Raw genomic sequence first — 26,597 nt, 5'->3', positions numbered from 1 at the left:
TCTTACCGGTAGCTAGCCGCTTGAGGAGTCTTCCTACCACGCCGAAACGCACGCGGGAAAGACGTGATCGGTCGCTGAAAGGTGACGTAGTGAAGGAACGGCAGGTAGGCGGCCGCGAGCCCGGAGTTCAGCGTTAAGGCGATCTTTAAGGACGGGGACGAAGAAAGAGGCGGACGCCGTCGCGTCCGCCTCTCCAGTCTTCGTTCCGGCCCGGTCAGCCCGACGAGGCCGAAGCCTGCACCAGCGTCCGGATCTGGCGCAGCAGCACCGAAAGGGCGGCCAGGTCGGCCCGCGAGTGGACGAACTCGCCCATCGCGTTCTGCACCCGCACCAGCGTCGGCGCGTTCTGCTTCTCCCATTCGGCGACCCGCTCGACGGCAGGCTCCTCGGAACCCGTCGAGGTCAGCACCTCCGCCGTCAGCGCCGCCACGGCCGCGTACAGGTCGTAGCGCAACGCCATCCTGGCCAGGGTCTGCCAGCGGTCCTCGCGCGGCAGGTCGGAGATCTTGTTCAGCACCGTGTCGGCGGTGAAGCGCTCACCGATGGTGAAGTAGACCTCGGCGACCTCGTTGAGGTCGTGGCCGCTGGCGTTGGCGACCTCGACCACGTCTATCAGCCCGAAACCGTAGATCAGGCAGGCCAGGCGCTCGGCCAGCTCGCCGGGCAGTCCCGTCGCGGCCAGTTTCGAGGCGTAGCCGTGCATCGACTCGCGCTCGCTGCCCAGCAGCAGCTCGGGCATGCGCGGCAGCAGCGCCGACACGCCCTCGCTCAGGCGGCTCACCTCGGCCTCGACGTCGAGCGGCACCCGCCGGTTCTGCACCAGCCAGCGCACGCCGCGGTCGACCAGACGGCGGACCACCAGCAGCCCGGCGACCTGCGCCTCGGTCGGCACGACGTTGTCGAGCTCCTCGATCGCCGTCCACAACTCGGACAGACCGAAGACCTTGCGGATGATCGCGTAGGCGCGGATCGCGTCGTCGGCCGAGGCCCCCGTCTCCTCCATGATGCGGAAGACGAAGGACGTGCCGCCGTGGTTGACGACCTCGTTGACCAGCGCCGTCGTCACGATCTCCCGGCGCAGCGGGTGCTCGGGCATGATCCGCGCGAAACGCTCCCGCAGCGGATGCGGGAAGTACTCGGTCAGCACGGCCTTCGTCCAGGCGTCGTCGGGCAGCGTGCCGTCGAGGATCTCGTTCTCCAGGTCGAGCTTGACGTAGGAGAGCATCACCGCGAACTCCGGCCGGGTCAGCCCCCGGCCCGAGGACGTGCGCTGGGTGAGCTCCTTGTCGGTCGGCAGCCCCTCCAGCTTGCGGTCCAGGCCAGCGTGCTTCTCCAGGTAAGCCAGGAGCCTGCGGTGCACCGGAAGCAGCGTCAGCGCCTGCGCGCCGGCGACCCCGAGGGCCGTGCTCTGGTCGTAGTTGTCGCGCAGGACCAGCTCGGCGACCTCGTCGGTCATCTCGGCCAGCAGCGCGTCCCGGTCGGCCTGGTCGAGCTCGCCGGAGGTGATCGCCCGCGACAGCAGGACCTTGATGTTCACCTCGTGGTCGGAGCAGTCGACGCCCGCCGAGTTGTCGATGAAGTCGGTGGCGATGTTCCCGCACGCGAGGGCGAACTCGATCCGGCCGAGCTGGGTCAGGCCCAGGTTCCCGCCCTCGCCGACGACCTTCGCGCGCAGCTCCCCGCCGTTGACGCGCAGGGTGTCGTTGGTCTTGTCGCCGACCTCGGCGTTCGACTCCGACGCGGCCTTGACGTAGGTCCCGATCCCGCCGTTCCACAGCAGGTCCACGGGGGCCTTGAGGATCGCGTTGATCAGGTCGTTGGGCGCCAGCCGCGTCACGGTCTCGTCGAGCCCGAGCGCCTCCCGCACCTGCGGGGTGATCGGGATCGACTTCAGCGACCGCGACCAGACGCCGCCGCCCTCGCTGATCAGCGACTTGTCGTAGTCGTCCCAGGTCGAGCGCGGCAGATCGAACAGCCGCCGCCGCTCCGGGAACGACGCCGCCGCGTCGGGCTCGGGGTCGATGAAGACGTGCATGTGGTTGAAGGCCGCGACCAGGCGGATGTGCTCGCTGAGCAGCATCCCGTTGCCGAAGACGTCGCCGCCCATGTCGCCGATGCCGACGACGGTGAAGTCCTCCGACTGCGTGTCGGTGCCGAGCTCGCGGAAGTGGTGCTTCACCGATTCCCACGCGCCACGGGCGGTGATGCCCATCTTCTTGTGGTCGTAGCCGGCCGAGCCGCCCGAGGCGAAGGCGTCGCCGAGCCAGAAGCCGTAGGAGACCGCGATCTCGTTGGCGATGTCGGAGAAGGTCGCGGTGCCCTTGTCGGCGGCGACCACCAGGTACGGGTCGTCGCCATCGTGGCGCACGACCTCGACCGGTGGCACGACCTTGCCGGAGGGGTCGAGGTTGTCGGTGATGTCCAGCAGCGCCGAGATGAAGGCCTTGTAGCAGGCCACGCCCTCGTTGAACAGCGCGTCGCGATCCGCGGGCGGGTTCTTCAGCACGAAGCCGCCCTTGGCGCCGACCGGCACGATCACCGAGTTCTTCACCATCTGGGCCTTGACCAGGCCGAGGACCTCGGTGCGGAAGTCCTCCCGGCGGTCCGACCAGCGCAGACCGCCGCGCGCGACGGCGCCGAAGCGCAGGTGCACGCCCTCGAAGCGCGGCGAGTACACGAAGATCTCGTACTTCGGGCGCGGCGCCGGCAGCAGCTCGGCGAGCTTCTGCGGATCGAGCTTGAAGGACACGTAGGGCTTCGGACGGCCGTTCCCGCGCTGGAAGAACGAGGTCCGCAGCGTCGACTCGATCAGCAGCAGGAAGGCCCGCATGATCCGGTCGGCGTCGAGGCTGGCGACCTGGTCGAGTTCACCGCGGATGTGCTCGACGATGGCCCCGGCGGCCTCCTCGCGCGCCTGCGCGGTCAGCTGGAGCTCCGGATCGAAACGGGTCTGGAACAGCTCGACCAGCGACGCGGCGATCTTCGGGTGGTTGCGGAAGGTCTCCCACATGAACCGCTGCGAGTGGATGCTCCCGGCCTGCCGCAGGTACTTCGCGTAGGCGCGCAGGATCACCACCTCGCGCCAGGTCATGTTCGCCCGCAGCACCAGCTCGTTGAAACCGTCCACCTCGGACTCGCCGCGCCAGGCCGCGGAGAAGGCGTTCTCCACCTTCGCGCGCACCTGCGGGACCTGGATCTCGACGTCGGCGGGCAGCTTGAGGCCGAAGTTGTAGACGTAGATGACGTCGTCTTCGCGGTTGATCTCGTACGGGCGCTCGTCGGCGACCTGCACACCCAGCGAGTGCAGCACCGGCAGCACCGCCGACAGCATCATCGGCTCGCCGTAGCGGAAGACCTTGAAGCGGACGTCGTCGTCGCGCTTGCGGTGCCGGAACAGGTGCAGCGCCAGCTCGCCGGGCTCGTCGAGCAGCTCCAGCTTGGCGATGTCCTTGGCGGCCTCGAAGGGCGTGTGCTCGTCCTTGTAGGTCTGCGAGTAGGCCTCGACGTAACGCTGGTACAGGTCGTGCGCCTGCTCCTCGCCGAGCTTGCGGTCCAGCAGCAGCCCGAAGTCGGCGTCCCACGAACGCGTCGCCTCGGTCAGCTCGTCCTGGATCGCCTCGACGTTGACCTCACCGAGGGGCCGCTTCGGATCGGTGTGGATGATGTAGTGGATCCGCGCCAGCGGCGAATCGCCCACCCGGGTGGTGTAGTCGACGCCCTCGCTGTTGAGCCGCTCCTCCAGGATCTTCTCGATGCGCAGCCGGTTGTCGGTGTTGAAGCGGTCCCGCGGCAGGTACACCAGGCACGAGATGAAACGGCCGTAGGCGTCCCGGCGCAGGAACAGCCGCAGCCGCCGCCGGCCCGCCAGGCGCAGCACGCCCATGACCGTGCGGTACAGCTCGTCGGTGCTGATCTGGAACAGGTCGTCGCGCGGGTAGGTCTCCATCGTGGCGAGGAGGTCCTTGCCGGAGTGCCCGGTCGCGGCCAGCCCGGAACGCTGGAGGACCTCGGCGACCTTGCGGCGCACCACCGGCAGCTCGCGGACCGAGTGCAGGTAGGCCGCCGAGGTGAACAGGCCGAGAAAGCGGCGCTCACCGATGACGTTGCCCTCGTCGTCGAAGACCTTGAAGCCGATGTAGTCCAGGTAGGCGTTGCGGTGGACCGTGGAGCGCGAGTTGGCCTTGGTGATGATCAGCAGGCGCTTCTCAAGGACCTTCTCGTAGGCCTCGGGGGCCATCGACGACAGGGCCTTGGGCGTGACCTGGTCCTGGCGGAGGATGCCGAGGCCGGTGCCGAGGACGGCGCACAGCGACGTGCCGTCCTCCCGCTCCTGGAGGCGGTACTCGCGGTAGCCGAGGAAGGTGAAGTGGTCGTCGGTGAGCCAGCGCAGGAGGTCGACGGCGTCGGTGATGTCCTTGCCGGGCACCGGCAGCGAGCCTTCGCCGCGGCTGAGCTCGTCGGCGAGGCCGAGGGCCTGGTCGCGCATCTTCTGCCAGTCCTCGACGACCTCGCGGACGTCGGTGAGGACGCGCAGGATGTCGTTGTGGAGGGCTTCGATGTCGGCGGTCTCGCGCTGGCGCTCGATCTCGATGTGCATCCAGCTCTCGGCGACTCCCGAGGGGTCGGAGTCGGCCGGCACGGACTCCATGGCGCCCATGACCTGGCGCTTGACCTGCACCTGGGGGTGGACGAGGAGGTGCACCTCGACGCCCTTGCGCGTGAAGAGCGCGGTGAGGGAGTCGACGAGGAAGGGCATGTCGTCGGTGACGAGGTCGATGACCGTGCGCGCACCGTCGTAGAGGGCTTCGGGCGGACCGGGTTCGGTGGCCGAGACCGCGAGCTTCACCTCGCCGGGAAGGCGCTGGGCGGCGAGTTCGCGATGGTGGACGGTGATGGCGACGAGGTCGGCCGGTTCACGTCCGACGAGGTCCTCGTCGGGCACCAGCCGCCAGTACAGCCGCAGCAGTTCCGCGAGGTCGGTATCGCCACCGGTCAAGGCCACCGCGTCGGCGACGAGTCGTTCCCTGTTGGGAACCTCGTCGTCCAGATTGCCTTCGGAAGCTTCGTCGTCTGACACCACAGGCAACATCGGGTCTCCAGTCCGAGTGAAGATCCACACCGTTGTGGACCGCTCCGACAATGAGCCTACGTCGGGGCCCTCCCGAGACGATCAGGTGAGTGCCCGCACAATGGTGTCAACCACGTCTCCGGCGAGTGTGCCGTCGGGATCGTAGTCGGGGTCGAAGACCGTGACCTCCAGGCCGAGGCAGGTGTCTTCGCTGGTCAGCTCACGAACGAGCTGTTCGAGTTCACTGTGCGCGATGCCCCCCGGATCGGGTCCGTCGACGGCGGGCATGACGGACGGATCTAGGACATCGACATCCACATGCAACCAGAACCCGTCCAATTGCGTGAGTTGCTCCCCCACCCACTCGACGGTGCGGTTGGCGCCGGCCGCGCGCAGCTGTGGAACGGTGCGGTAGGCGATGCCGGCGGCGGTGAGTTCGACGCGGTGGGCGTCGGAGTCGCGGATGCCGAGGACGACGACGTCCTGTTCGGCGACGTAGGGGCGGAGTCCGTCCACATCGGTCAGGTCGGGCTGGCCGCGGCCGGTGACCAGGGCGAGGTCCTCCCCGGCGGCGGCGCCGACGTAGGGCGAGTTGCCGGGGTGGCGGTAGTCGGAGTGCCCGTCGATGAAGACGAGGCCGAAGCGGGCGTCGTCGCGTTTCCCGCGGCGGCGCATGGCCAGGGCGGTGCCGAGCAGGATGGAGCAGTCGCCGCCGAGGACGAGGGGCTGGTAGTCGGCGTCGAGGAGGGCGTTGACGCGGTCGGCGAGGCGGCGGGAGTACCAGGCGATCTCGGCGGCGTGGCAGACACCGTCGCCGGGCTTCCAGTCGCCGGGGTCATAGCGGGGCGCGGTGAGACAGCCCGCGTCGTGCGCCGACAGGCGGGAGACCAGCCCGTGGTCGCGCAGTGCCCCGGGCGCCTTCGCGCACCCGGGGACGGCGGTGGGGGTCGGTGGGCGCAGCCCGAGGTTCGACGGCGCATCGAGCACGGCGAGCTGTCTCATGTGCTCTAGAAAAGCACTGTCATGAGTTGTCTGCGGGCTTTGGCGACGGCCGGGTCGTCGGGTCCGGCGAGGCCGAAGAGTTCGACGAGGTGTTTGCGCACGGTCTCACGTTCGGCGCCGCCGGTCTTGGCGACGAGGGCGATGAGGCGGGCGTAGGCGGCCGCGGCCTGGTCGGTGAGGATTTCGAGGTCGGCGGCGAGGGTCTGGGCGGCGATGTCGCCGGGGGCGGCCTCGGCGGCGGCGAAGGCGGCCTCGATGTCGGCGCCCTCGGTGCGGCGGAGGAGACCGACCTGTGCGAGCCCGGCCTCGGCCTCGCCGTCGCCGGGGTTCTCGCCCAGATACTTGCGGTAGGCGGCCTCGGCGGCGTCGTAGTCGCCGTCGGCGAGTTTGTCCTCGGCTTCGGCGAGGCGCGGGTCGAGGGGGATCTCGGCCTGGGGCGCGTCGACGCCGGCGGCCTGGAGGAGGTCGGCGATCCACTGGCGCAGGGCGGGCTCGGGCTGCGGGCCCTCGAAGGCGTTGACGGGCTGTCCGCCGACGATGGCCACGGCGGTCGGGACCGCGCGGACGCCGAAGGCCTGCGCGAGGCGCTGGCCGCCGTCGACGTCCACCTTGGCCAGGGTCCACAGGCCGTTGCCCTCGGCGGCGAGCTGCTCCATGACGGGGATCAGCTGCGCCGAGGACGGGTCGCCTTCGACCCAGAAGAGGACGACCACGGGCGTGCTCATCGAGCGGTCGAGGATCTCGCCTTGGAAGGTGGCCTCGGTGACGTCGATGACGGCGACTCCCCCACCGGCGGCGGTGGCGCCGGTCTGCGGGGCCTGCGGCGCGGGCCGCGGCGTGCCTAGTCCGGAGAGGTCGACGGCTCCCCGGGTGAAGATGGAGTTGCCTAGGTTGGGCTGCGTCATGTCGACAAGTCTTGCATTTTCCGCGCGTCGGCCGTGGTCCGGGCCGTGCGCGGCGTGACGCGCCGCCCGGCGTGGGGGCGGCGCGTCGTCGAGGGGTCAGTGGACGTCGGCCCGGGCCTTCTTCGGGAGCAGGAAACCCAGCAGGAAGGTGACGGCGAACAGGCCCGCGCAGACCAGCACGGTGACCTGGACGGCGTGCCCGAAGTCGGGCCGGTCCATGGGGCCGATGAGCTCGAAGAACAGCGTGCCGAGGGCCGCGGTCCCGGCCGCTCCGCCGAACTGCTGGATGGAGGTCAGCACGCCCGAGGCGGAGCCGATCTCGGCGTCGTCGACGGCGTTGAGGATGATCGCGAACAGGGGCGCGAAGACCATGCCCATGCCGAGGCCGCTGACCCCGGTGCCGAGCGTGAAGGTCCACGGGGTGGGGTCGCCACCCGTTCCGGGCAGGGGCAGTCCGTCGAGGGTGTTCCACAGGAGCAGCAGCCCGCCGGTCATGATCGCGAGGCCGGCGTGCATGACGTGCCTGCCGAGCTTGGCGGCCAGTCCGCCTCCGGCGACGGCGCCGATGGCGGTGCCGAGCGACCAGGGCGCCAGGGACAGCCCGGCCTCGAAGGCCGTGAAGTGCAGCGCCATCTGGCCGAACAGGTTGAACACCAGCATGAAGCCCACCATGGCGCCGAAGAAGATGGTGGTCACCAGGACGCCGCCGACGAACTCGCGCCGCCGGAACAGGGCGGGTTCGACGAGCGGGTCCCGGCCCTTACGGCGGCGCCGCACCTGGTGGAAGCCGAAGACGGCGAAGGCGAGCACCGAGGCGCCGAGGCTGACGAAGGTCCAGGCCGGCCAGTCCTCCTCGCGACCCTGCACGAGCGGGAAGACGACTAGGAAGGCGCCCAGCGCGGCCAGCACGGCGCCGATCGCGTCGAGGCGTGGCGGCGCGGGCTGCCGGACCTCGGGGACGAGCTTCACGCCCGCGAGGATGACGACGAGGCCGACCGGGATGTTGATGAGGAAGATCGCGCGCCAGCCGGTGCCGAACAGGTCGGCGTCGACGAGCCAGCCGCCGAGCAGCGGACCGCCCATCGCGGCGAGGCCCATGGCGGGACCGAACACGCCCATGGCCGCGCCGGCCTCCTTGCCCCGGAACATGGCCCGGATCAGGCCGAGGACCTGCGGGATCATGACCGCGCCGAACAGGCCCTGTACGAAGCGGGCACCGATGAGCATGGCCGGTCCGTTCGCGGCGGCGCAGACCGCCGAGAAGATCGTGAAACCGGCGGCGCCGATGAGGAACATGCGTTTGCGGCCGAGGATGTCGCCGAGCCGTCCGCCGATCATCAGGCCGATGGCGAGAGCGAGGGTGTAGGCGGCGACGACCCACTGGATGGTGGACAGGCCGCCGCCGATGCTGGCGCGGATGCCGGGTGCGGCGACGTTGACGATCGTGGCGTCGAGGAGGTCCATGATCTCGGCGACGATCAGGACGGCGAGGGCCGCCCAGCGCAGGCGGTACGCGGGCGTGTCCGGTGGCGCGGTGTCGGCCCGGGCGGTGGTCTCGGTGACCATGGCGGTTTCTTCTCCCATGAACGAACAGTGTTCGGATGTCTACGAACACCGTTCTACCACCGAACGCTGTTCGGCGTCAAGAATGCTGTTCGGAACCGCCCGTACATTGTTCGGCATGGGCTAGTCTGTCCCCATGAGCAAGCAGTCCTCCCTGCCCTGGATCACCCCCGCGGGCCGGGAGACCCCCGCGCGCGAGCGGCTGAGCGTCGACGCGATCGTCGACGCCGCCTACGTGGTCCTCAACCGCGAAGGCCACGAGAAGCTGTCCATGCGGGCCGTCGCGGCCGAGCTGGGCGTCGCCGTCTCCTCGCTGTACACGCACGTGGCCAACAAGGACGAGCTGATCCGGCAGATCTGGCTGCGCAGCTTCCTCGCCTCCGAGGTCCCCGAACCGACCTCCGACCCCGAGGAATGGGCGCGGCGGCTGCGCACCTGGATGCACTCGATCCGCGACACCCTGCGCGAACACCGCGACCTCGCGCGCGTCTCGGCCGGCCAGCACCCCTTCATCCCGGAGGCGCTGCCGCAACTGGAGCGGATCATCGCCTTCTTCCGCTCCGTCGGCCTGCCCGAGCCGATCATCGCCGCCGCGGGCGACCACATGTCGACCTTCATCGAGGGATACGTCTCCGAGGAACAGGTCTGGGAGGAGCGCATGCGCCGCCTCACCCCCACCGAACGCGAGAACGTCGCCGAGTCCGTCGCCCACTACTTCGGCGACCTCGACCCCGACGACTACCCCAACCTCACCGACATCGGCCCGACGCTCATGGTCCACGCCGAGAAGGACGAGCGCTTCGACCGCGGCATCGAGATCCTCATCCGAGGCTTCATGTCCTACCTCTAAGGAGCGTGACAGGCGCCGCGCACGCCTGGAACACTGCCGGGATGCGCGTGGAGACCGAACCCGACCTGTCCGCCTTCGCCGCCGGCGCCCTGCCCTGGCTGCGCGGCGATCCCGTCGCCGGCAACCTCATCGCCGGCAACGTCCGCTCCCGCCTCGACGGCCTCAACGAGCTCGAACCCGGGGCCCTGTGGATCCGCGTCCTCGACGGCGACGCGCTCACCGGCGTCGCGATGGTCACTCCCCCGCACATGCTCTGCGTCCCCGTCCTGTCCGAGAAGGCCGTCGTCGCCCTCGCCGACACCCTCGCCGAGCGCGGCACGGCCCTCCCCGGCGTCACCGGTCCCCGCGCGACCGTCGAGCGCTTCGTGGCGCGCTGGAGCGTCCGGACTGGAGCCGCCGCCGAACGCGGCACGGCCCTGATGATCTACGAACTGACCGATCTGAAGGCACCCGAAGGCGTATCCGGCACCCCGCGGCAGGCCGCGCCCGGGGACCTGGAGACGCTCGCCGACTGGGTGGCCGCCTTCTCCGCCGACGTGCACAGCCCCGTCGAGCGCACCCCCGAGCAGCGCCGGGAGTACACCGCCCGCCGGATCGAGCGCGGCATGCTCTGGCTGTGGGAGGACGACGGCGTGCCGGTGTCGATGGCTCTGCGCACCGGAGTGGTCGAGGGCATCGTGAAGATCTCGGTCGTCTACACCCCGCCGGAGCACCGGGGCCACGGCTACGCGGCGGCGTCGGTGGCGGGACTGTGCGAACGACTGCTCGCCACCCCCGGCGTCGAGCGCTGCATCCTCTACGCCGACCTGGACAACCCGACCTCCAACGGCGTCTACCGCCGGATCGGTTTCACGCCCGCCGTCGAGGCCGTCGACTACACCTTCCGGCCACGCCCCTGAAACGAACCCGGGGCCGGTCCGCGTGCTGCGGACCGGCCCCGTCGGGTCGTTGCGATGCGGCCTAGGCCGACTTGTCCCGGCGGATGCGCGGGCGCTTGACCAGGCGGTCACGCGGCACGATCGTCGGGTTGACGTTCTTCAGGACCACGTCGCGGGTGATGACCACCCGGGCGACGTCCTCGGCGCGACTCGGGACCTCGTACATCACCGGGAGGAGAACCTCCTCCATGATCGCGCGCAGACCGCGCGCGCCGGTGCCCCGGAGCATGGCCTGGTCGGCGATCGGTTCGAGCGCGTCGTCGTCGAAGACCAGCTCGACGCCATCGAGCTCGAAGAGGCGCTGATACTGCTTGGTCAGCGCGTTGCGCGGCTCGGTGAGGATCTGCAGCATCGCCAGCTTGTCGAGGTTCTTGACCGTCGTCATGATCGGCAGACGGCCCACGAACTCCGGGATCAGCCCGAACTTCAGCAGGTCCTCGGGCATGACCTCGGCGAAGATGTCGTCCGAGGAGTTGTCGTCGACCGTGCGCAGCTGGGCGGCGAAACCGATCGTCCGCTTGCCGATGCGCTGGTCGATGATCTGGTCGAGGCCCGCGAAGGCGCCACCGCAGATGAACAGCACGTTCGTGGTGTCGATCTGGATGAAGTCCTGATGTGGATGCTTGCGCCCGCCCTGCGGCGGGACCGAGGCGACGGTGCCTTCGAGGATCTTCAGCAGCGCCTGCTGAACGCCCTCGCCGGACACGTCGCGGGTGATCGACGGGTTCTCCGACTTGCGGGCCGCCTTGTCGATCTCGTCGATGTAGATGATGCCCGTCTCGGCGCGCTTGACGTCGTAGTCGGCGGCCTGGATGAGCTTGAGGAGGATGTTCTCGACGTCCTCGCCCACGTACCCGGCCTCGGTGAGGGCGGTCGCGTCGGCGATGGCGAAGGGAACGTTCAGCATGCGCGCGAGGGTCTGCGCGAGGTGCGTCTTGCCGCTGCCGGTCGGGCCGATCATCATGATGTTCGACTTGGCCAGTTCGACGCCCGAGTCACCGCGGTGACTGGAGGTCGCCTCGACCTGCACCCGTTTGTAGTGGTTGTACACCGCCACGGCGAGGGACCGCTTCGCGTGATCCTGACCGACCACGTACTGGTCGAGGAACTCGACGATCTCCTTGGGCTTCGGCAGCTGCTCCCACTTGACCTCGCCGGCCTCGGCGAGCTCCTCTTCGATGATCTCGTTACAGAGATCGATGCACTCGTCGCAGATGTAGACCCCCGGGCCTGCGATGAGTTTCTTGACCTGCTTCTGCGACTTGCCACAGAAGGAGCACTTCAGTAGCTCGCTCTCTCCGATGCGAGGTGCCACCTGGGTCTCCCTGCCGTCTCAAGCACCGGGCTGGGCTCGCCCGGCGTCGCCTGTCCGCTCCTGTTTGACCGTACCCGGTCGTCTCGCGATCGACCGCATTTGCGGCCATCGCACCGGGGCGAAGGAATTCATCGCCCCGGCGGATGAGCTTAGCTCGCCGATGCGACCGCGTTCTTCTTCCGAGACGTGAGCACGCTGTCGATCAGACCGTACTCCTTGGCGTCCTCGGCCGTGAAGATCTTGTCCCGCTCGATGTCCTTGCGGACCTGCTCCTGGGACTTGCCGGTGTGCAGCGCGAGGACGATCTCCAGCTGCTTGCGCATGCGGAGGATCTCGCGGGCCTGGATCTCCATGTCGGAGGCCTGGCCGTAGGTGCCCTCGGTGGCCGGCTGGTGGATGATGATCCGCGAGTTCGGCAGCGCGATGCGCTTGCCCGGCGTACCGGCGGCGAGCAGGACGGCGGCGGCGCTGGCCGCCTGGCCCATGCAGACCGTGCGGATGTCGGGACGGACGTACTGCATCGTGTCGTAGATGGCCATCAGCGCGGTGATCGAGCCACCGGGCGAGTTGATGTACATCGTGATCTCGCGGTCGGGATCGTTGCCTTCCAGCACGATCAGCTGCGCCATGATGTCGTTGGCGGAGGTGTCGTCGACGGGAGAGCCGAGGAAGATGATGCGGTCCTCGAACATCTTGTTGTACGGGTTCATCTCCTTCACCCCGTACGACGTCTTCTCCACGTAGGACGGGATGATGTACCGGTTCTGCACCGCCGGCGCGCTCTGGACCCCGGAGACGGCCTTGTGCAAGTTGTAGAAGTCAGACACGTCTAAATCCTTACCCGTTCGACGGCAGCTGAGCCGCACCCGTCACGACTTTGTCGATGAATCCGTAGTCCTTAGCCTCTTCGGCGGTGAACCAGCGGTCGCGGTCGGAGTCGGCCTCGATCTCCTCGACCGTCCGCCCCGTGTGGTGGGCGACCCGCTCCTGGAACATCTTCTTGGTGTACAGCATCTGCTCGGCGAGGATGGCCACATCGGACGCCGTGCCGCCGATGCCGCCCGAAGGCTGGTGCATCATGACCCGCGTGTGCGGGAGGGCGGACCGCTTGCCGGGGGTTCCGGCGCACAGGAGCAGCTGGCCCATCGACGCGGCCATGCCCATGGCGAGCGTGGCGACGTCGTTCGGGATGAACTGCATCGTGTCGTAGATGGCCATACCGGCGTAGACGGAACCACCGGGCGAGTTGATGTAGAGCTGGATGTCGCGCTCGGGGTCTTCGGCGGCAAGCAGCAGCAACTGGGCGCAAAGCCTGTTGGCAACCTCGTCGTTGACCTCACTGCCGAGGAAGATGATGCGCTCCTTGAGCAGCCGGTCGAACACCCGGTCGTCGAGACTGCCGGTCTCGGCGGCGCGCGCGACGATCGCTGCGCTGGGGAGAGTCAGATCGCTCATTGCGCCCTCTCAGGTCCGTAGTGGATGTCTGTCGCATCGCCGACCCTAGTCGGTGGCGGCCGGAAATCCGGGAGCGGCAGGCGTTTGTTCGCTGTCAGCGCAGCAAAGGGGTGAAGCGGAATAGAAGGGGACGGGGGTCGTTCGCGCTCGGACATTCGGGGCGAGGAGGCGCGAGGGCGAGCCGCCGACGTGAGCTCGCCGTGGGGGCACGGACCGGCGGGGGCACCGCACCTGCACCAGACCTCGGCGTGAGACTGACGGCGGGGCGGGGGCCGCCTCCCGCCCGCGAGCCGCAGGGCTCGACTCCAGCCCACGCGGACCGGCGGGGAGCCACCCGCCAAGACTCGGCCGGATACCCGCGCCAACGCCGGACGGTGGTGTGGGGGACACGCGAATCTCGCCTCCGCTCAGAGCACGCCTGCGGATCACCTGCGCTCGGCTCGCGAGCACCGGATCAGCGAAGGACAACCCACCCGATCCGGCTTCGGCAGGAGCCGCGACCCCGTCCGCCACAGCCGTCACCGGCCGTGCGAACCGACAGGCCACCCGCGAACCTCACCCGAGCCGAACCAGCCGCGGAGCCGGGAGCCCGATGCGGAAGCGGAGGCGTGGAAGCGAGCGAGACAGACCGGTAGGGCCGGCACGGCAGAGCGCAGTGGCCAAGCGAGCCTGGGCGGGCGAGCGGCGGGGCGCAAGCGGGCGAACGAGTGAGAGGCCGGTGCCGGCGCGGCGGCGGACACGGCGCAGCGGGCACGCGATGGGCGGGGAAGACACGGCAGGCGGACCACCCGGCGGGGCCGGGCAGGGCAGTGCAAGGCGCCCGAGTAGGGCCGGGCCGACGGGCAGGACGGCAGGGCGGGTCAAGCCGTGTGGGCAGCGCGGAGCAGGCGTGGCATGACATGCGACCGGCAAGGCAGGGAAGACAGGGCGGGAAGTGCGGGCGTGGCGCCCGAACGGCAGGGCGACGGCGCGGGCTGGCGAGCGGAACCAGGGCCAGCCGGGCACGACGAGCGGACCCGGGCGAACGGGGCCGACACGGCGTAGCGGACGGACGCCGAGCCAAGGAAGGCTCGGCGGCCGGACGAGCGGCGTGGCGTGCGAGCGAACGAGGGCAGGCGAACGGGCGGGAGACGCGGCAGGCGGCCCAGCGTGGCGACAAGGTCTGGCTGGCAAACGGCGGGCCGGGGAGCACCCGGCGGGCGAACAAGTGGGCGGAGCCGGGCACGGCAGAGCAAGGCGGCACGACAGCGCAAGACGACAGCGCAAGACGCCAGGGCAAGGCCAGCGGGCGGAGCGGGCGCGGGCTGACACCGCCTGGCAAGCAAGCGGTGGGCCGGGAGGACACAACCGTCGGCGAGCGGGCCGGGCCAACACGGTGTCACAGGCGAGCAAGCGGGCCGACACAGCTTCGCGGCCAGGCGAGCGGAACCGCGCGGAGCCGGGCGGCCGGGGGCAGCGAAAGGAGGCGGTGCCGGGCGGACGTGGCGAGCGGGGCGAGGGCAGACGGCCGGGCAGAGTGGACGGCCCTGGCGGGGCGTGCGGGCAGGGCAGGGCAGGACACAGGACAGGGCGAGGAACGCGGCAGGCACCGCCTGGCAAGCAAGCGGCGGGCCGGGGAACCGCGCGGGGGAACCCGGCCGCCCCCAAACCGCCGCCCCGAACCCACCCACCGAAAACGGCGCCCGCCCTCCCGGGCGGGCGCCGTCGCGCACTCCGCGCGGCCGCCTACGGGCGGCCGCGCGTCGCGCTGCTACTTGCTCTCGTCAGCCGAGTCCGAGTCCGCAACGGCACCCGCGTCCGCGCCCTCGGCCTCGTCGGCCAGTTCGGCGTCGGCGACGGCCGAGACCGTGTTCTCGGCCTCGCGGGCTTCGCGGCGGCCGGGGAAGAGCTCGTCCTCGCCCAGGGTGTAGCCGGCGGTGTCGACGACCGTCGCGGCCTCGATAACCGACTCCAGCGCCTTCGAGCGGCGGAGGTCGGCGACGAGGCTGCGGAGCTGTCCCGAGCGCATCAGCTGGTCGGCGTACTGCTGGAGCTGCTCCTGCGGCACACCCTGGCGCTGCGCCTGCTGCACCACGGCGAACGTGAGCTCCTGGTCGCTGACCTCGGTGTTCTCGGCGTCGGCGAGCTTGTCCAGGACCAGCTGGTTGCGGATGGCGGTCCCGGCCTGCTCGGCGAGCTCGGCGTCGAACTCCTCGACGGTCTTCTCCTGGCGGGCCAGGAAGTCCTCAAGGGTCGAGTCGAGCTGCTGGATCTGCTCGACGAGGTGTCCCTTGCGGTGCTCGACCTCGTCGGCGACGACGCCCTCGGGCGTCGGCACACCGGAGGCCTCGACGAGGACCTCGGCGGCCTTGACGCGAATCTGCTCGGCGCGCGTCTGCGTGGCCCGCGTCGTCAGGTTCGCGCGCAGGTCGTCGCGGAGCTCTTCGATCGTGTCGTGCTCGCTGGCGAGGGTGGCGAAGTCGTCGTCGAGCTCGGGGAGCTCGCGCTCGCGCACGCTGCGGACGGTCACCTCGACGTCGGCGTCCTCACCGGCGCGGTCGCCGCCGACGAGCTTGGTCACGAAGGTCTTGGTCTCGCTCGCGCTCATGCCGACGAGGGCCTCGTCGAGCCCGTCGAGGAGGTTCCCGGCGCCGACCTCGTGGGAGATGCCGGTGGCGGAGCCGCCCTCGATCTCCTCGCCGTCGATGGTCGCGGCCAGGTCGATCGAGACGAAGTCGCCTTCGGCGGCGGCGCGCTCGACGCCCTTGAGGGTGGCGAAGCGGAGTCGGAGGCTCTCCAGCTGCTCGTCGACCTCGGAGTCCTCGACCTTGAGCTCCTCGACGGTGACCGTCAGGGTGCTCAGGTCGGGCAGCTCGAACGAGGGCACCACGTCGACCTCGGCGGTGAACGTCAGCGGCTTGCCGTCCTCGATGTCGCCGGGCTCGATCGTCGGCCGGCCGAGGGCCTTGATGTCGTGCTCGTTGATCGCGGCGACGTACTGCTCGGGGAGGGCGGCGTCGATCGCCTCGGCGAGGACGGCGCCGCGCCCGACGCGCTGGTCGATGATCCGCGCCGGCGCCTTCCCGGGACGGAAGCCGGGGATGCGGACCTGGGCACCGATCTTCTTGTACGCCTGACGCAGCTGCGGCTCAAGCTCCTCAAAAGGCACCTCGACGTTGAGTCGAACCCGAGTTTCGCTCAGGGTTTCAACGGTGCTCTTCACAGGCGTGACTCCTTGGTACGTGGCATTGGTGAGTGTTGTGCGTGTGGCATGCGAATCGTGGCGGGAGCATGCGGGCCCCGCCCGAGTCTAGGCCACGGTGAAAGCACTCCCCCATGGAGCATGACCGATGCCACCTGTGAGGTTGGCGCCGGCCGGGCGAATTGTCGGGACGACAGGATTTGAACCTGCGACCCCCCGCTCCCAAAGCGGGTGCGCTACCAAGCTGCGCCACGTCCCGAATCCGTGCGACGCACGGGCTTGCGTCAGACCCGCGGCGCGGCGGTCCGATGCGGAGCCGCGGTGGGTGCTGGTGCCGGTGTCGCCAGGGCGGCCACCGACGGAGGAAGCGTACAACACGGCGCGAACGGCGTCGTGGGGGTTATGGACGCGACCGGCGGAACGCCCGTTGCGCACCCGCGCCCGAGCCCTCACCATGGAACGAGGACGCCCGAGAGGAGCCCGCCTCGTGGAACGCCCGACGACCAGGGGCCCGCACCGCCCCAGTGGAAGGTCGCTGCTGATCGGCGCGGCGGTCGCGGCCGCGATCCTGCTCGTCTGTGTGCTCGGCATCGTCGTGGGGAGGCTGGCGACGGGCGGCGGCGACGGTGGCGAGCAGAAGACGCCGGCCGCCAGTACGCCCCCGGCGGCCGAACCCGAGCCCATCGCGATGCCCGACCTCGTCGGCCAGAACGCCGCCATCGCCAGAGACGAACTCGAACGTCTCGGCTTCACCGACATCGAGCTCGGCTCGGCCGACGCCGAGGACACCCTCGTCATCATCGCGGCGAACTGGACCGTCGTCGAGCAGTCCCACGAGCCCGGCGACAAGGTCCCCGCCGACGCCCTGATCGTCCTGACCTGCTCGAAGAAGACATGAAAGAACCCCACGTCCAGGACGTGGGGTTCGTACCGAGCGGGCGACGAGAATCGAACTCGCGTAATCAGTTTGGAAGACTGAGGCTCTACCATTGAGCTACGCCCGCGAGCGGTACCAGACTAACCGGTACCGCCGAGACCGCGCGACCGGGTTACGCCCACCCGCGCGGCGGGCCCTAGGCCACCAGTTCCGACATGCGGTACAGCGCCCGCAGGCGCACGCCCTCGGCCGCCAGGTTCTCAACGCCACCCGTCTCGCGGTCGATCACGCACAACGCCTCGACGACCTTCGCGCCACCGGCCCGCAGTTCGCGCACGGCGTCGAGGATCGCGCCACCGGTGCTCACCACGTCCTCGACGATCAGCAGCCGCATCGCGTCGATGCGCCCGCCCTCGGCGAGCCGGCAGGTGCCGTACGGCTTGGCCTCCTTGCGCACGAAGCGCATCGGCAGTCCGGTCCGCATGGACAGCGCCACGGCGATCGGGATCCCGCCGAGTTCGAGTCCGGCGAGCGCGTCGACGCCGGGAGGCACCAGCGGCGCGAGCGTCGCGGCGATCTCGTCGAGGAGCTTCGGGTCGGACTCGAACAGGTACTTGTCGAAGTACTCGGTCGTGGTGGCACCTGACCGGAGCGTGAAGCTGCCGGTCAGGTGCGAACGCGCGTGAAGGCGCGATGCCAGATTGGCCATCAGGCTTTGAGCGGGGGGTTGTCCGCGTCGAACAGGTCGCGCTCGGCGAGCCAGTTGTACAGCGGGACCTCCTTGGGCCAGTGGCCCCAGTGGTGGTCGCCGTTGTCGCTGATGCCGTCGAGGAGCTGCTGCTGGACCGGGTCCAGGTCGTTCCACCACGACTCGCTGGGGAGGTGGTGGACCTCGTCGCGGACGGTGATCCAGCGCGGGGTGTACCCGAAGAACACGACCTTGCGCGTGACGTCGGAGTAGTTGTCGGAACGCGCGTGCCAGATGCGGCGGTCGAAGAAGATCACGTCGCCGGCGTCGGCGGTGACCTCGATGGCGCCGGGCGGGTCGGGCCATTCCATGTCCCGCTTCGGCGGACCCTCGATCCAGTTGGTCTTGTGGCTGCCCGGAACGACCTTGAGGTTGCCGCGGCCCGGCTCCGACACGTCGGAGAGCCAGTAGGCGAGCTTGACCGACAGGCGCGGCCGCGGGTCGGTCTCCAGCTCGCGGTTCTGGCGGCCACCGTCCTGGTGCCACTCGAACCGCGGCGGGCGGCGGCCCGGGATCGGCGGGTGCTTGTCGAGGTGCGAGTGGTAGACGTGCACGTTCCAGCCGATCATCGACCAGACCATGGGGAACGTCTTGGGGTGGTTGAGCAGCGGCGCGAGTTCGGGGCAGCTGGTCACGGCCGACAGCTTGTGCATCGAGCCCTGCGGGCTCAAGCGGTCGGCGGCCTTCTCCTCTTCGTACACGCGGTCGATGCCCGCGGCGTACGTCGCCACTTCATCGGCGGTGAGGGCGCCCTTGAGCATGATGAAGCCGTCGCGCTCGAAGTCCGCGCGCTGCTCCTTGGTCATGCCGAGCGTCTGAGTGGGGGTAGACAACGTCGTTCCTCCTGTAAAGGGGTCCGTAATAGAGACGGTCCCAGGGGGGGTTTCGTTGTATCAGACGCCGACAAAGTTTCGTGTCGTGGACCACTGGTTTCCCGCTCAGGACACCTCAGGCGTCACATGAGCCCCTTGATCCAGTCCAGTCCCTCGGCGATGACCCGGACGTCCTTGAGCCAGCCGATCCCGGCCATCACCAGGAACACCGCCGTCAGCAGGTGTGACAGGCGCGCGCTGCCGCGGCGGCGGCGCAGGACCCGCGAGTACAGGTAGTAGCCGGCCAGCCGGGCGGCGCAGAAGACACCGACGGCGACGAGCACCACGAACAGGAAGAACACGACGTGCGTCACGAAGCTGCCGACGTTGTTGTCGAAGGCCCACACGCCCCACGCGACGAAGGCGAACAGCCCGGCCGCGATCGACAGTTCGAGACCGCGGCGGGAACCGCCGAGGCGGCCGTCGGGACCGAACCACGGGACCTTGTGCCGCTGCGGCAGGTCGGTCAGGGTGTCGTACTCGACGTGCGCCGCCGACTGCGGCCGCTGCGACGGGACCGTGGCGCGGCCGCGCATCGTCGGGCCGGCCGGCGAGACCGGCGGCCCGCTCACCGGGCTCTCGTACGGCCGCTGCGGGCCGCGCGGGATCCGTTCGGTGCGGGTCGACTCCTCCGGCGACGGGTGCAGCCGCCGGGTGCGCGACGTGTCCTGCGTCTCTTGTGGAGGGTGGGGCGTGCGCCGGGTCGTCTCCCAATCCCTTGAACCCTGCCTCATCGCCCCTCCCTCGTCGCTGATTCCAGGTTAGCCCGGCAGTGCCGGAAGCTCCCGGGTCCGTTCGTACTCGGCCAGTTGCCCGATCCGTCGTGAATGCCGCGACTCGCCGCTGAAGTCCGTGGCGAGGAAGGCGTCCACGATCGCCACCGCCTCCTCGGCGCCGTGCATGCGGGCGCCGATGGAGACGACGTTGGCGTCGTTGTGCTGACGGGCCAGGCGCGCCGTCTCCTCGCTCCAGGCCAGCGCGGCACGCGTGCCGGCGACCTTGTTGGCCGCGATCTGCTCGCCGTTGCCGGAACCGCCGATCACCACGCCGAGGCTGCCCGGGTCGGCGACGACCCGCGCGGCCGTCGCCAGGCAGAACGGCGGGTAGTCGTCCTCGGCGTCGTAGGCGTTCGGGCCCACGTCGATCACGTCGTGACCGCTCTCGTTCAGGTGCTTGGCCAGGTGCTCCTTGAATTCGTATCCGGCGTGGTCGGAGCCGAGGTAGACGCGCATCTTCAGATCAGTTCTCCAGTTGGGCCAGGACGAGCCCGGCACGGGCCTTCGGGGTGAACCAGGTGCTCTTTCGGGGCATCTTCAGCCGGTCGAGGTTGACCGCGATGAAGTCTTCGACGGTGACCGGCGCGATGAGGACGGCGACGTCGGCGCGGCCTTCGTCGACCTCCCCCGCCAGCCACGACGGCGGGTAGTCGCCGCCGACATAGGTGACGCGCTTGTCACCCGGGTCGAGGTTGAGGGCGCCGCGCAGGATCAGCCGCTCGACCAGCGCGTGGTCGAGCTGGTCGACGACACTGCCGTCACCCGTGGGGAGAGTCACATCGAAGGAACGGCCGTCGGTGTACAACCGGACCGGACCGCCGACCGCGGGGACCGCGGGCGGGCCGTCGACCTCGACGACGTCGACGCCGGCCCCGTGCAGGGCGGCGAAGAGGTCGGCGAGCGGGACCGGGAGCTTCGCGATCAGCCGGTGGTAGGGCTGGATCGCCACCGACTCCGGTGTCGTGACGACGGCCAGGAAGCGCGGCAGTTCACCGATCTGCGCGGCGAGGCTGCGGTGGTTCCCGTCGGCGACGATGAGGTCCCCGCCGGTGGCCAGTTCGAGGATCGCGTCGGCCGCCGGGCCGGTGACCGGCCAGATCTCGTGGCGTCGCCCGGCCGGGTCGACGTCGACGGCGGCGGGGTCCCCGAGGGTCGCCGACAGCTCGGCGAGTGCGGCGTGCAGTTCCTTGCCGGATCCGGTCTGCATCAACAGGACCGGCGACAGCAGGCTGCCGAGCTCGGCGGTGAGCGCGGCCCGCTGGCGGACCTTCTCGATGAAGACGTCCTCGTTGCGGATGACCAGGCCCGGCTCGTCGGCGCTGGTGGAGATCTGGTCGGTGTCGACCAGGCACCACACGCCGTAGGCGGCCTGCTGCTCATCGGAGATGCGGTAGACCACGACGACGTCGTCGTGGCCGGTGAAGCGGCCGGCGGCCTGGAGCGCGGCGAGGCGCTCGGCGGCCTGCGGGAGGGCCTGCTCGAAGGTGAGCCCGGCGGCGAGCGCCTCGGGCGTCAGATGCGGCATTTCGACCGCTAGTGCGGAGGCCGGATTGGCGGTGATGATGTCAGTGATTTCGGCGTCATTGGCGAACTCGTCGTAGTTCTGCGCGCCGGTGTCTCCGGTGGTCGACAACCAGGCTTTTTTGATCGGGTGCGCTGCTCGAGTCACCCGGTGAGGGTAGCGATCGGGGTGGGCGCGGCCGACGTCGGTGCCTGTGCGCATTCGATCCACCACTCACCCGGCGGCCGGTGTCCGCACAGTGAGCGATCGTGTCAGACTCGCGGGGACCATCAACCTCACGAGGGAGTCGCAACGTGGCGGGGACCCGCATTCTCAAACAAACCGACGCCGCCGAGCGGGCGCGCCTCCTTGAGGTCGCCGCGTACGACGTGGCGCTCGACCTGACGGTCGGCGACAAGACCTTCGTGTCGCTCACGACGGTCGAGTTCAGTTGCTCCGAGCCGGGCGCGAGCACCGCGATCGAGCTGGCCGCGGAGAACATCCGGTCCGCCACGCTCAACGGGGAGCCCGTCGACACCGCCGGTTACACGCCGGAGGCGGGTCTGACGCTGACCGGCCTGGCGGCCGACAACACCCTCGTCATCGAGGCCGACTGCGCGTACAGCACCGCGGGTCAGGGTCTGCACCGGATGGTCGACGGCGTCGACGGCGAGGTGTACCTGTACTCGCAGTTCGAGGTGGCCGACGCGCAGCGCATGTTCGCCTGCTTCGACCAGCCCGACCTCAAGGCCGAGTTCACGCTGCGCGTGACGGTCCCCGAGCACTGGCGCGCGATCTCGAACATGCCGGTCAGGTCGGAGGAGCCCCTGGAGCGGGCCTACGACAAGGCCAAGATCGTGCACTTCGACAAGGCCCCGCGCATGAGCACGTACCTGTACGCGCTGTGCGCCGGCCCGTACCACGAGGTCACCACCGAGCACGACGGGATCGTCTACGGCCTCTACTGCCGTGAGTCGATGAAGCAGTACCTCGACGCCGAGGGCGTGTTCGAGATCACCCGCCAGGGTTTCGACCACTTCCACGCGAACTTCGGGGTCCGCTACCCGCTGCCGAAGTACGACCAGGTCTTCGCGCCCGAGTACAACATGGGCGCGATGGAGAACTACGGCTGCGTCACGATCGCCGAGGCCAGCTACCTGTTCCGCTCGCAGGTCACCGACTTCGAGCTGGAGCAGCGCGCCAACGTGATCCTGCACGAGATGGCGCACATGTGGTTCGGCGACCTCGTGACCATGCGCTGGTGGGACGACCTGTGGCTGAACGAGTCCTTCGCGGACTGGGCCTCGCACTGGGCCAACGTCGAGGCCACCAAGTACAACGAGGCGTGGACGACGTTCCTGTCGTTGCGCAAGACCTGGGGCTACCGCCAGGACCAGCTGTCCTCGACGCACCCGGTCTACACCGACATGCCCGACCTGGAGGCCGTCGCGGCCAACTTCGACGGCATCACCTACGCCAAGGGCGCCAGCATCCTCAAGCAGCTGGTCGCCTACGTCGGCATCGAGCCGTTCCTGGCGGGTCTGCGCGACTACTTCGGCAAGCACCAGTGGGGCAACGCGACCTTCGGCGACCTGCTGTCCTCGCTGGAGTCGGCCTCGGGTCGCGAGCTGCGCGACTGGGCCGCGCAGTGGCTGGAGACCGTGCAGGTCAACACGCTGCGCCCGGAGGTGTCGGTCGACGGCGACGGGAACTACACCTCGGTGGCGGTCCGCCAGGAGGCCCCCGCGGAGTACCCGACCCTGCGCACGCACCGCATCGGCGTCGGCCTGTACGACCTGGCCGACGGCAAGCTCGTCAAGCGCGACCGGATCGAACTCGACGTGGCCGGTGACCTCACCGAGATCCCGCAGCTGGCGGGCGTGCGTCAGCCCGACGTGCTGCTGCTCAACGACGAGGACCTGACCTACGCCAAGATCCGTCTCGACGAGCGCTCGCTGGGCACGGTCGTGGAGCACGTCGCGTCCTTCGAGTCCTCGCTGTCGCGCGCGCTGGTGTGGACCGCGGCCTTCGACATGGTCCGCGACGCCGAGATGGCCGCGAGCGACTTCGTGAAGCTCGTGGTCAGCGGTCTGCCCTCGGAGCGGGACATCAACATCGTCACCGCGATCCTGCGCCAGCTGGGCACGGCGATCTCCCTGTACGCGACGCCCGAGCACGCTCCGGCGCTGCGGTCGCTGGCGGCCGAGGCCGCCAAGGGCGCGATGCTGGCCGCCGAGCCGGGCAGCGGTTTCCACCTCCAGTGGACGAAGGCCTTCGCCGACCTGACGCGTGACGAGGCCGACCTGGCCATGCTGCGCGGCTGGCTCGACGGCGACGCCGTCCCGGCGGGTCTGACGGTCGACACCGACCTGCGCTGGCACCTGCTCATCTCGCTGGCGGGCAACGGCGCCGTCGGCCGCGCCGAGCTCGACGCCGAGCTGGAGCGGGACAACACCGCCGACGGTCAGCGCAAGGCCACCATCGCCCAGGCCGCCCTGCCCGACGCGGCGTCGAAGGCCGAGGTGTGGGAGCGGCTCACCACCGACCCCGAGCTGGCCAACTGGGCTCAGCGGTCCATGCAGATGGGCTTCTGGCACCCCGACCAGCGTGAGCTGACCGCCGAGTACGTGTCGAAGTTCCTCGACTCGGTGCCGGTGGTGTGGGAGATGCGCAACACGACCGTGGCCATGGAGTACGCGTCCATCGGCTTCCCGCGCCTCTACGTCGACGAGCCGACGCTGGCGCTGGTCGACGCGTGGCTCGCCGACGGCGACCGTCCCGACGCCATGCGCCGGTTCATCGCCGAAGGCCGCGACGACATCGCGCGCGGTCTGGCCGCGCGTGCGCGCGACGCGCAGGCCGAATAGCACGACGTGAAAGGGGCGCCGGCCCTGTTCGGCGCCCCTTTCGCGTACCCCCGAAGCATCCGCGCGACAGGGCCCGGGACGCCCGGCGAGTTGCGTAAAGTCCTTCGCGAAGCCCACGGGCGGAGTTCGCGACAACACACCGACCCCTCGGAGCAGCAGTGGCACACGTGCACAACCTCACCCGCGACGAATCCGCCGAGCGGGCTCGCCTGCTGACGGTCGACTCCTACGTCGTCGGCCTCGACCTGACGCTGGGGGCGGAGCTGTTCGGCTCCCGCACCGAGGTGCGCTTCACGTGCTCCGAGCCGGGCGCCGCGACCTTCATCGAGCTCGGCGCCGCCGAGATCGGCTCGGCCGTCCTCAACGGGCGGCCGGTGGACGTGTCGGACTACTCCCCCGAGGCCGGGCTGCGCCTGCCCGGGCTGGCCGCCGACAACCTCCTCGTCGTCGACGCGACGTGCCGCTACTCGCGCGACGGACAGGGCCTGCACCGGCTCGTCGACCCGGTCGACGGCGAGGCGTACCTGTACACGCACTTCGAGTCCAACGGCGCGCAGCTGATGTACGCGTGCTTCGACCAGCCCGACCTGAAGGCGACCTTCGCGCTGACCGTGACCATGCCCGCGCACTGGCGGGCCATCGGGAACATGTCCGGGGTCTCCGACGTCGCCGCCGACGACACCCGCACCGTCGCCTTCGCCGTCAGCCCGCGCATGAGCACCTACATCACGTCGCTGTGCGCGGGGCCGTACCACGAGGTCCGCGACACCCACGACGGCATCGACCTGGGTCTCTACTGCCGCCGGTCGATGGCGGGGCACCTGGAGTCCGAGGAGCTGTTCGCCCTCACCAAGGCCGGTCTCGACCACTTCAACACCAACTTCGGCGTGCGCTACCCACTCGGCAAGTACGACCAGGTCGCCGCCGCCGAGTACAACTCCGGCGCCACCGAGCACTTCGGCGCGGTGACCTTCGCCGAGGAGTACTTCGTGTTCCGCTCGCAGGTCACCGACGCCGAGCGGGAGTTCCGGGCCTACGTGATGTACCACGAGATGGCGCACATGTGGTTCGGCGATCTCGTGACGATGGCCTGGTGGGACGAGCTGTGGCTCAAGGAGTCCTTCGCGACCTGGGCCGGGTACTGGGCGACGGCCGAGGCGACGCGCTTCGGCCAGGCGTGGACGACCTTCCAGGTCGGCGGGAAGAACAGCGCGACCCGGCAGGACCAGCTGTCGACGACGCACCCGATCCGCGCCGAGATCCCCGACGTCGCCGCCGGCCGCGCCAACTACGACGCGATCACCTACAGCAAGGGCGCGGGCGTGCTCAAGCAGCTCGTCGCCTATGTCGGCCTCGAAGGTTTCCTCGCCGGGCTGCACGAGTACTTCGAGAAGCACCAGTGGGACGTCGCCGGGTTCGCCGACCTGCGCGAGGCGCTGGAGACCGCGTCGGGCCGCGACCTCGGGGAGTGGTCGGCGCGGTGGCTGGAGACCGTCGAGGTCAACACGCTGACGGCCGATTTCACGCTCGCCGACGGCGACTACGCCACCTTCGCGGTGGTGCAGACCGCGCCCGAGGAAGGGCCGACGTTGCGGACGCACCGCATGGCGGTCGGCCTCTACGACCTCGCCGACGGCGTGCTGACCCGGCGCCGGCGGATCGAGCTGGACGTGTCGGGCGAGCGCACCGAGGTGCCCGAACTCGTCGGCGAACGGCAGCCCGACGTGCTGCTGCTCAACGACGACGACCTGACCTACGCCAAGACGCACCTGGACGAACGGACGCTGGCGACGGTGTCCGCGCACATGAACGCGTTCACCGAGTCGCTGCCGCGTGCGCTGTGCTGGTCGACGGCGTGGAACATGCTGCGGGACGGGACGATGCCCGCCGCGGACTTCCTGCGGCTCGTGGCGACGTGCCTGCCCGGCGAGTCGCACGCCGGGATCCTGTCGATCATGCGGCGGTTCACCGACTTCGCGCTGCACTGGTACACGCCCGAGGGCGAGCGCGCGGCCGCGCGGGAGCTGGTCGCGGCGGCGTCCCTGGGGGCGATCGGGACGGTGCCCGCGGGCGGTGGGGCGCAGCTGACGTGGCTGAAGTCGTATGCGGCCAACGCACATGGCGAGGCCGACGTCGCGCGCATGCGCGGGTGGCTTGAGGGCGTGGACGTGCCCGAGGGGCTGACGCTCGACGCGGGTGTCCGGTGGACGCTGCTGAGCGGCCTGGCAGCGTCGGGCGCGATCGACTCGGCGGCGATCGACGCCGAAGTCGCGCGCGACGACACGACCTCGGGCCGCGACAGCGCCGTGACCGCGCGGGCCACCTTGCCCGACGCCGTCGACAAGGCCGTCGCCTGGGCGGCGATCGCGCCGCTGGACGCGCCGACGCGCCTGCAGCGGGCGACGCTCGCCGGGTTCTGGCGGGGTGGCGAGCCGGAGGTGCTGCGGCCGTACGTGCTGCGGATGCTGGACCTGATCGGTGAGCTCGCCGCCGCCGGGCAACTCGAACGCGCCTCCGAACTCGGGCACACGACGCCGTTCCTGCCCGCCGAGGCCGCGACGGTCGAGGCCATCGACGCCTGGCTCGCCGAGCCCGGCCGGCCCGCCCACCTGCGGCGCCTGGTGACCGAGGGCCGCGACGAGCTGAGCCGCGCCATTCGGGTGCAGCACCCGTAGTACG

Annotated in this window: 17 protein-coding genes, 2 tRNA genes and 1 pseudogene; 5 read left to right on the top strand and 15 right to left on the bottom strand. The window is 70.0% G+C overall.

What is annotated here, in order from left to right:
- Positions 1-214: 214 nt before the first annotated feature.
- The 4 genes and pseudogenes from HNR73_RS00705 to HNR73_RS00690 all read right to left on the bottom strand — a co-directional run bounded on the left by HNR73_RS00705 (position 215) and on the right by HNR73_RS00690 (position 8,559).
- Entirely contained in the window at positions 215-5,077 is a 4,863-nt protein-coding gene (locus HNR73_RS00705) for an NAD-glutamate dehydrogenase (protein ID WP_239122239.1), read from the bottom strand.
- A gap of 99 nt (positions 5,078-5,176) precedes the next feature.
- Positions 5,177-6,070: pseudogene (locus tag HNR73_RS00700) on the bottom strand (arginase family protein); the annotation flags it as partial.
- A 5-nt stretch (positions 6,071-6,075) separates the two neighbouring features.
- The gene (locus HNR73_RS00695) at positions 6,076-6,975 is read right to left on the bottom strand and encodes a tetratricopeptide repeat protein (RefSeq protein WP_184785214.1); all 900 of its coding nucleotides are present in this window, start codon (positions 6,973-6,975) and stop codon (positions 6,076-6,078) included.
- A 96-nt stretch (positions 6,976-7,071) separates the two neighbouring features.
- Complete coding sequence (locus tag HNR73_RS00690) at positions 7,072-8,559, bottom strand: DHA2 family efflux MFS transporter permease subunit (RefSeq protein WP_239122238.1); 1,488 nt, start codon at positions 8,557-8,559, stop codon at positions 7,072-7,074.
- 115 nt (positions 8,560-8,674) lie between these two features.
- Between HNR73_RS00690 and HNR73_RS00685 the strand changes: the two genes are divergently transcribed.
- The gene (locus tag HNR73_RS00685) at positions 8,675-9,388 is read left to right on the top strand and encodes a TetR/AcrR family transcriptional regulator (RefSeq protein WP_184785213.1); all 714 of its coding nucleotides are present in this window, start codon (positions 8,675-8,677) and stop codon (positions 9,386-9,388) included.
- A 41-nt stretch (positions 9,389-9,429) separates the two neighbouring features.
- Positions 9,430-10,287 (top strand): GNAT family N-acetyltransferase, encoded by an 858-nt coding sequence (locus HNR73_RS00680; RefSeq protein ID WP_184785212.1) that lies wholly within the window; start codon positions 9,430-9,432, stop codon positions 10,285-10,287.
- A gap of 61 nt (positions 10,288-10,348) precedes the next feature.
- Here the strand turns inward: HNR73_RS00680 and clpX are convergent, their stop codons facing one another.
- The 5 genes from clpX to HNR73_RS00655 form a co-directional block, all read right to left on the bottom strand.
- The gene (clpX, locus tag HNR73_RS00675) at positions 10,349-11,641 is read right to left on the bottom strand and encodes an ATP-dependent Clp protease ATP-binding subunit ClpX (RefSeq protein ID WP_184785211.1); all 1,293 of its coding nucleotides are present in this window, start codon (positions 11,639-11,641) and stop codon (positions 10,349-10,351) included.
- Between the two features lie 149 nt (positions 11,642-11,790).
- Complete coding sequence (locus tag HNR73_RS00670; protein WP_373316626.1) at positions 11,791-12,468, bottom strand: ATP-dependent Clp protease proteolytic subunit; 678 nt, start codon at positions 12,466-12,468, stop codon at positions 11,791-11,793.
- Between the two features lie 10 nt (positions 12,469-12,478).
- Positions 12,479-13,096: a ClpP family protease gene (locus tag HNR73_RS00665; RefSeq protein ID WP_184785210.1), complete on the bottom strand. Its 618-nt coding sequence runs from the start codon at positions 13,094-13,096 to the stop codon at positions 12,479-12,481.
- Between the two features lie 1,750 nt (positions 13,097-14,846).
- Complete coding sequence (tig, locus tag HNR73_RS00660) at positions 14,847-16,298, bottom strand: trigger factor (RefSeq protein WP_184785209.1); 1,452 nt, start codon at positions 16,296-16,298, stop codon at positions 14,847-14,849.
- A 164-nt stretch (positions 16,299-16,462) separates the two neighbouring features.
- Positions 16,463-16,536, bottom strand: a tRNA-Pro gene (locus tag HNR73_RS00655).
- 228 nt (positions 16,537-16,764) lie between these two features.
- On the opposite strand from HNR73_RS00655, the gene HNR73_RS40565 reads away from it, so the two are divergent.
- Complete coding sequence (locus HNR73_RS40565) at positions 16,765-17,175, top strand: PASTA domain-containing protein (RefSeq protein WP_184785208.1); 411 nt, start codon at positions 16,765-16,767, stop codon at positions 17,173-17,175.
- Positions 17,176-17,210: 35 nt separating this feature from the next.
- On the opposite strand, the gene HNR73_RS00645 is transcribed toward HNR73_RS40565, so the two are convergent.
- The 6 genes from HNR73_RS00645 to HNR73_RS00620 all read right to left on the bottom strand — a co-directional run bounded on the left by HNR73_RS00645 (position 17,211) and on the right by HNR73_RS00620 (position 21,219).
- A tRNA-Gly gene (locus HNR73_RS00645) sits at positions 17,211-17,281 on the bottom strand.
- 69 nt (positions 17,282-17,350) lie between these two features.
- Positions 17,351-17,863, bottom strand: coding sequence for an orotate phosphoribosyltransferase (gene pyrE, locus HNR73_RS00640; RefSeq protein WP_184785207.1), 513 nt, complete (start codon positions 17,861-17,863; stop codon positions 17,351-17,353).
- Positions 17,863-18,735, bottom strand: a complete 873-nt coding sequence (locus tag HNR73_RS00635) for a phytanoyl-CoA dioxygenase family protein (RefSeq protein ID WP_239122237.1) — start codon at positions 18,733-18,735, stop codon at positions 17,863-17,865. Before HNR73_RS00635 ends, pyrE begins: the two co-directional genes overlap by 1 nt.
- 122 nt (positions 18,736-18,857) lie before the next feature.
- Positions 18,858-19,508 carry a hypothetical protein gene (locus tag HNR73_RS00630; RefSeq protein ID WP_184785206.1) on the bottom strand — a complete coding sequence of 217 codons (651 nt, stop codon included), beginning with the start codon at positions 19,506-19,508 and terminating at the stop codon, positions 18,858-18,860.
- Positions 19,509-19,535: 27 nt separating this feature from the next.
- Positions 19,536-20,006: a ribose-5-phosphate isomerase gene (locus HNR73_RS00625; protein WP_184785205.1), complete on the bottom strand. Its 471-nt coding sequence runs from the start codon at positions 20,004-20,006 to the stop codon at positions 19,536-19,538.
- A gap of 7 nt (positions 20,007-20,013) precedes the next feature.
- Entirely contained in the window at positions 20,014-21,219 is a 1,206-nt protein-coding gene (locus tag HNR73_RS00620; RefSeq protein ID WP_239122236.1) for a DUF1015 family protein, read from the bottom strand.
- Positions 21,220-21,365: 146 nt separating this feature from the next.
- Between HNR73_RS00620 and pepN (HNR73_RS00615) the strand changes: the two genes are divergently transcribed.
- Both pepN (HNR73_RS00615) and pepN (HNR73_RS00610) read left to right on the top strand, forming a co-directional pair.
- Positions 21,366-23,918 (top strand): aminopeptidase N, encoded by a 2,553-nt coding sequence (gene pepN, locus HNR73_RS00615; RefSeq protein ID WP_184785203.1) that lies wholly within the window; start codon positions 21,366-21,368, stop codon positions 23,916-23,918.
- Positions 23,919-24,085: 167 nt separating this feature from the next.
- The gene (gene pepN, locus HNR73_RS00610) at positions 24,086-26,593 is read left to right on the top strand and encodes an aminopeptidase N (RefSeq protein ID WP_184785698.1); all 2,508 of its coding nucleotides are present in this window, start codon (positions 24,086-24,088) and stop codon (positions 26,591-26,593) included.
- Positions 26,594-26,597 lie beyond the last annotated feature (4 nt).

Source organism: Phytomonospora endophytica (genome assembly GCF_014202425.1).
Taxonomy (GTDB): domain Bacteria; phylum Actinomycetota; class Actinomycetes; order Mycobacteriales; family Micromonosporaceae; genus Phytomonospora; species Phytomonospora endophytica.
The sequence above is the reverse complement of the archived record's forward strand: the minus strand, read 5'-3'. Positions and strand labels throughout refer to the sequence as shown.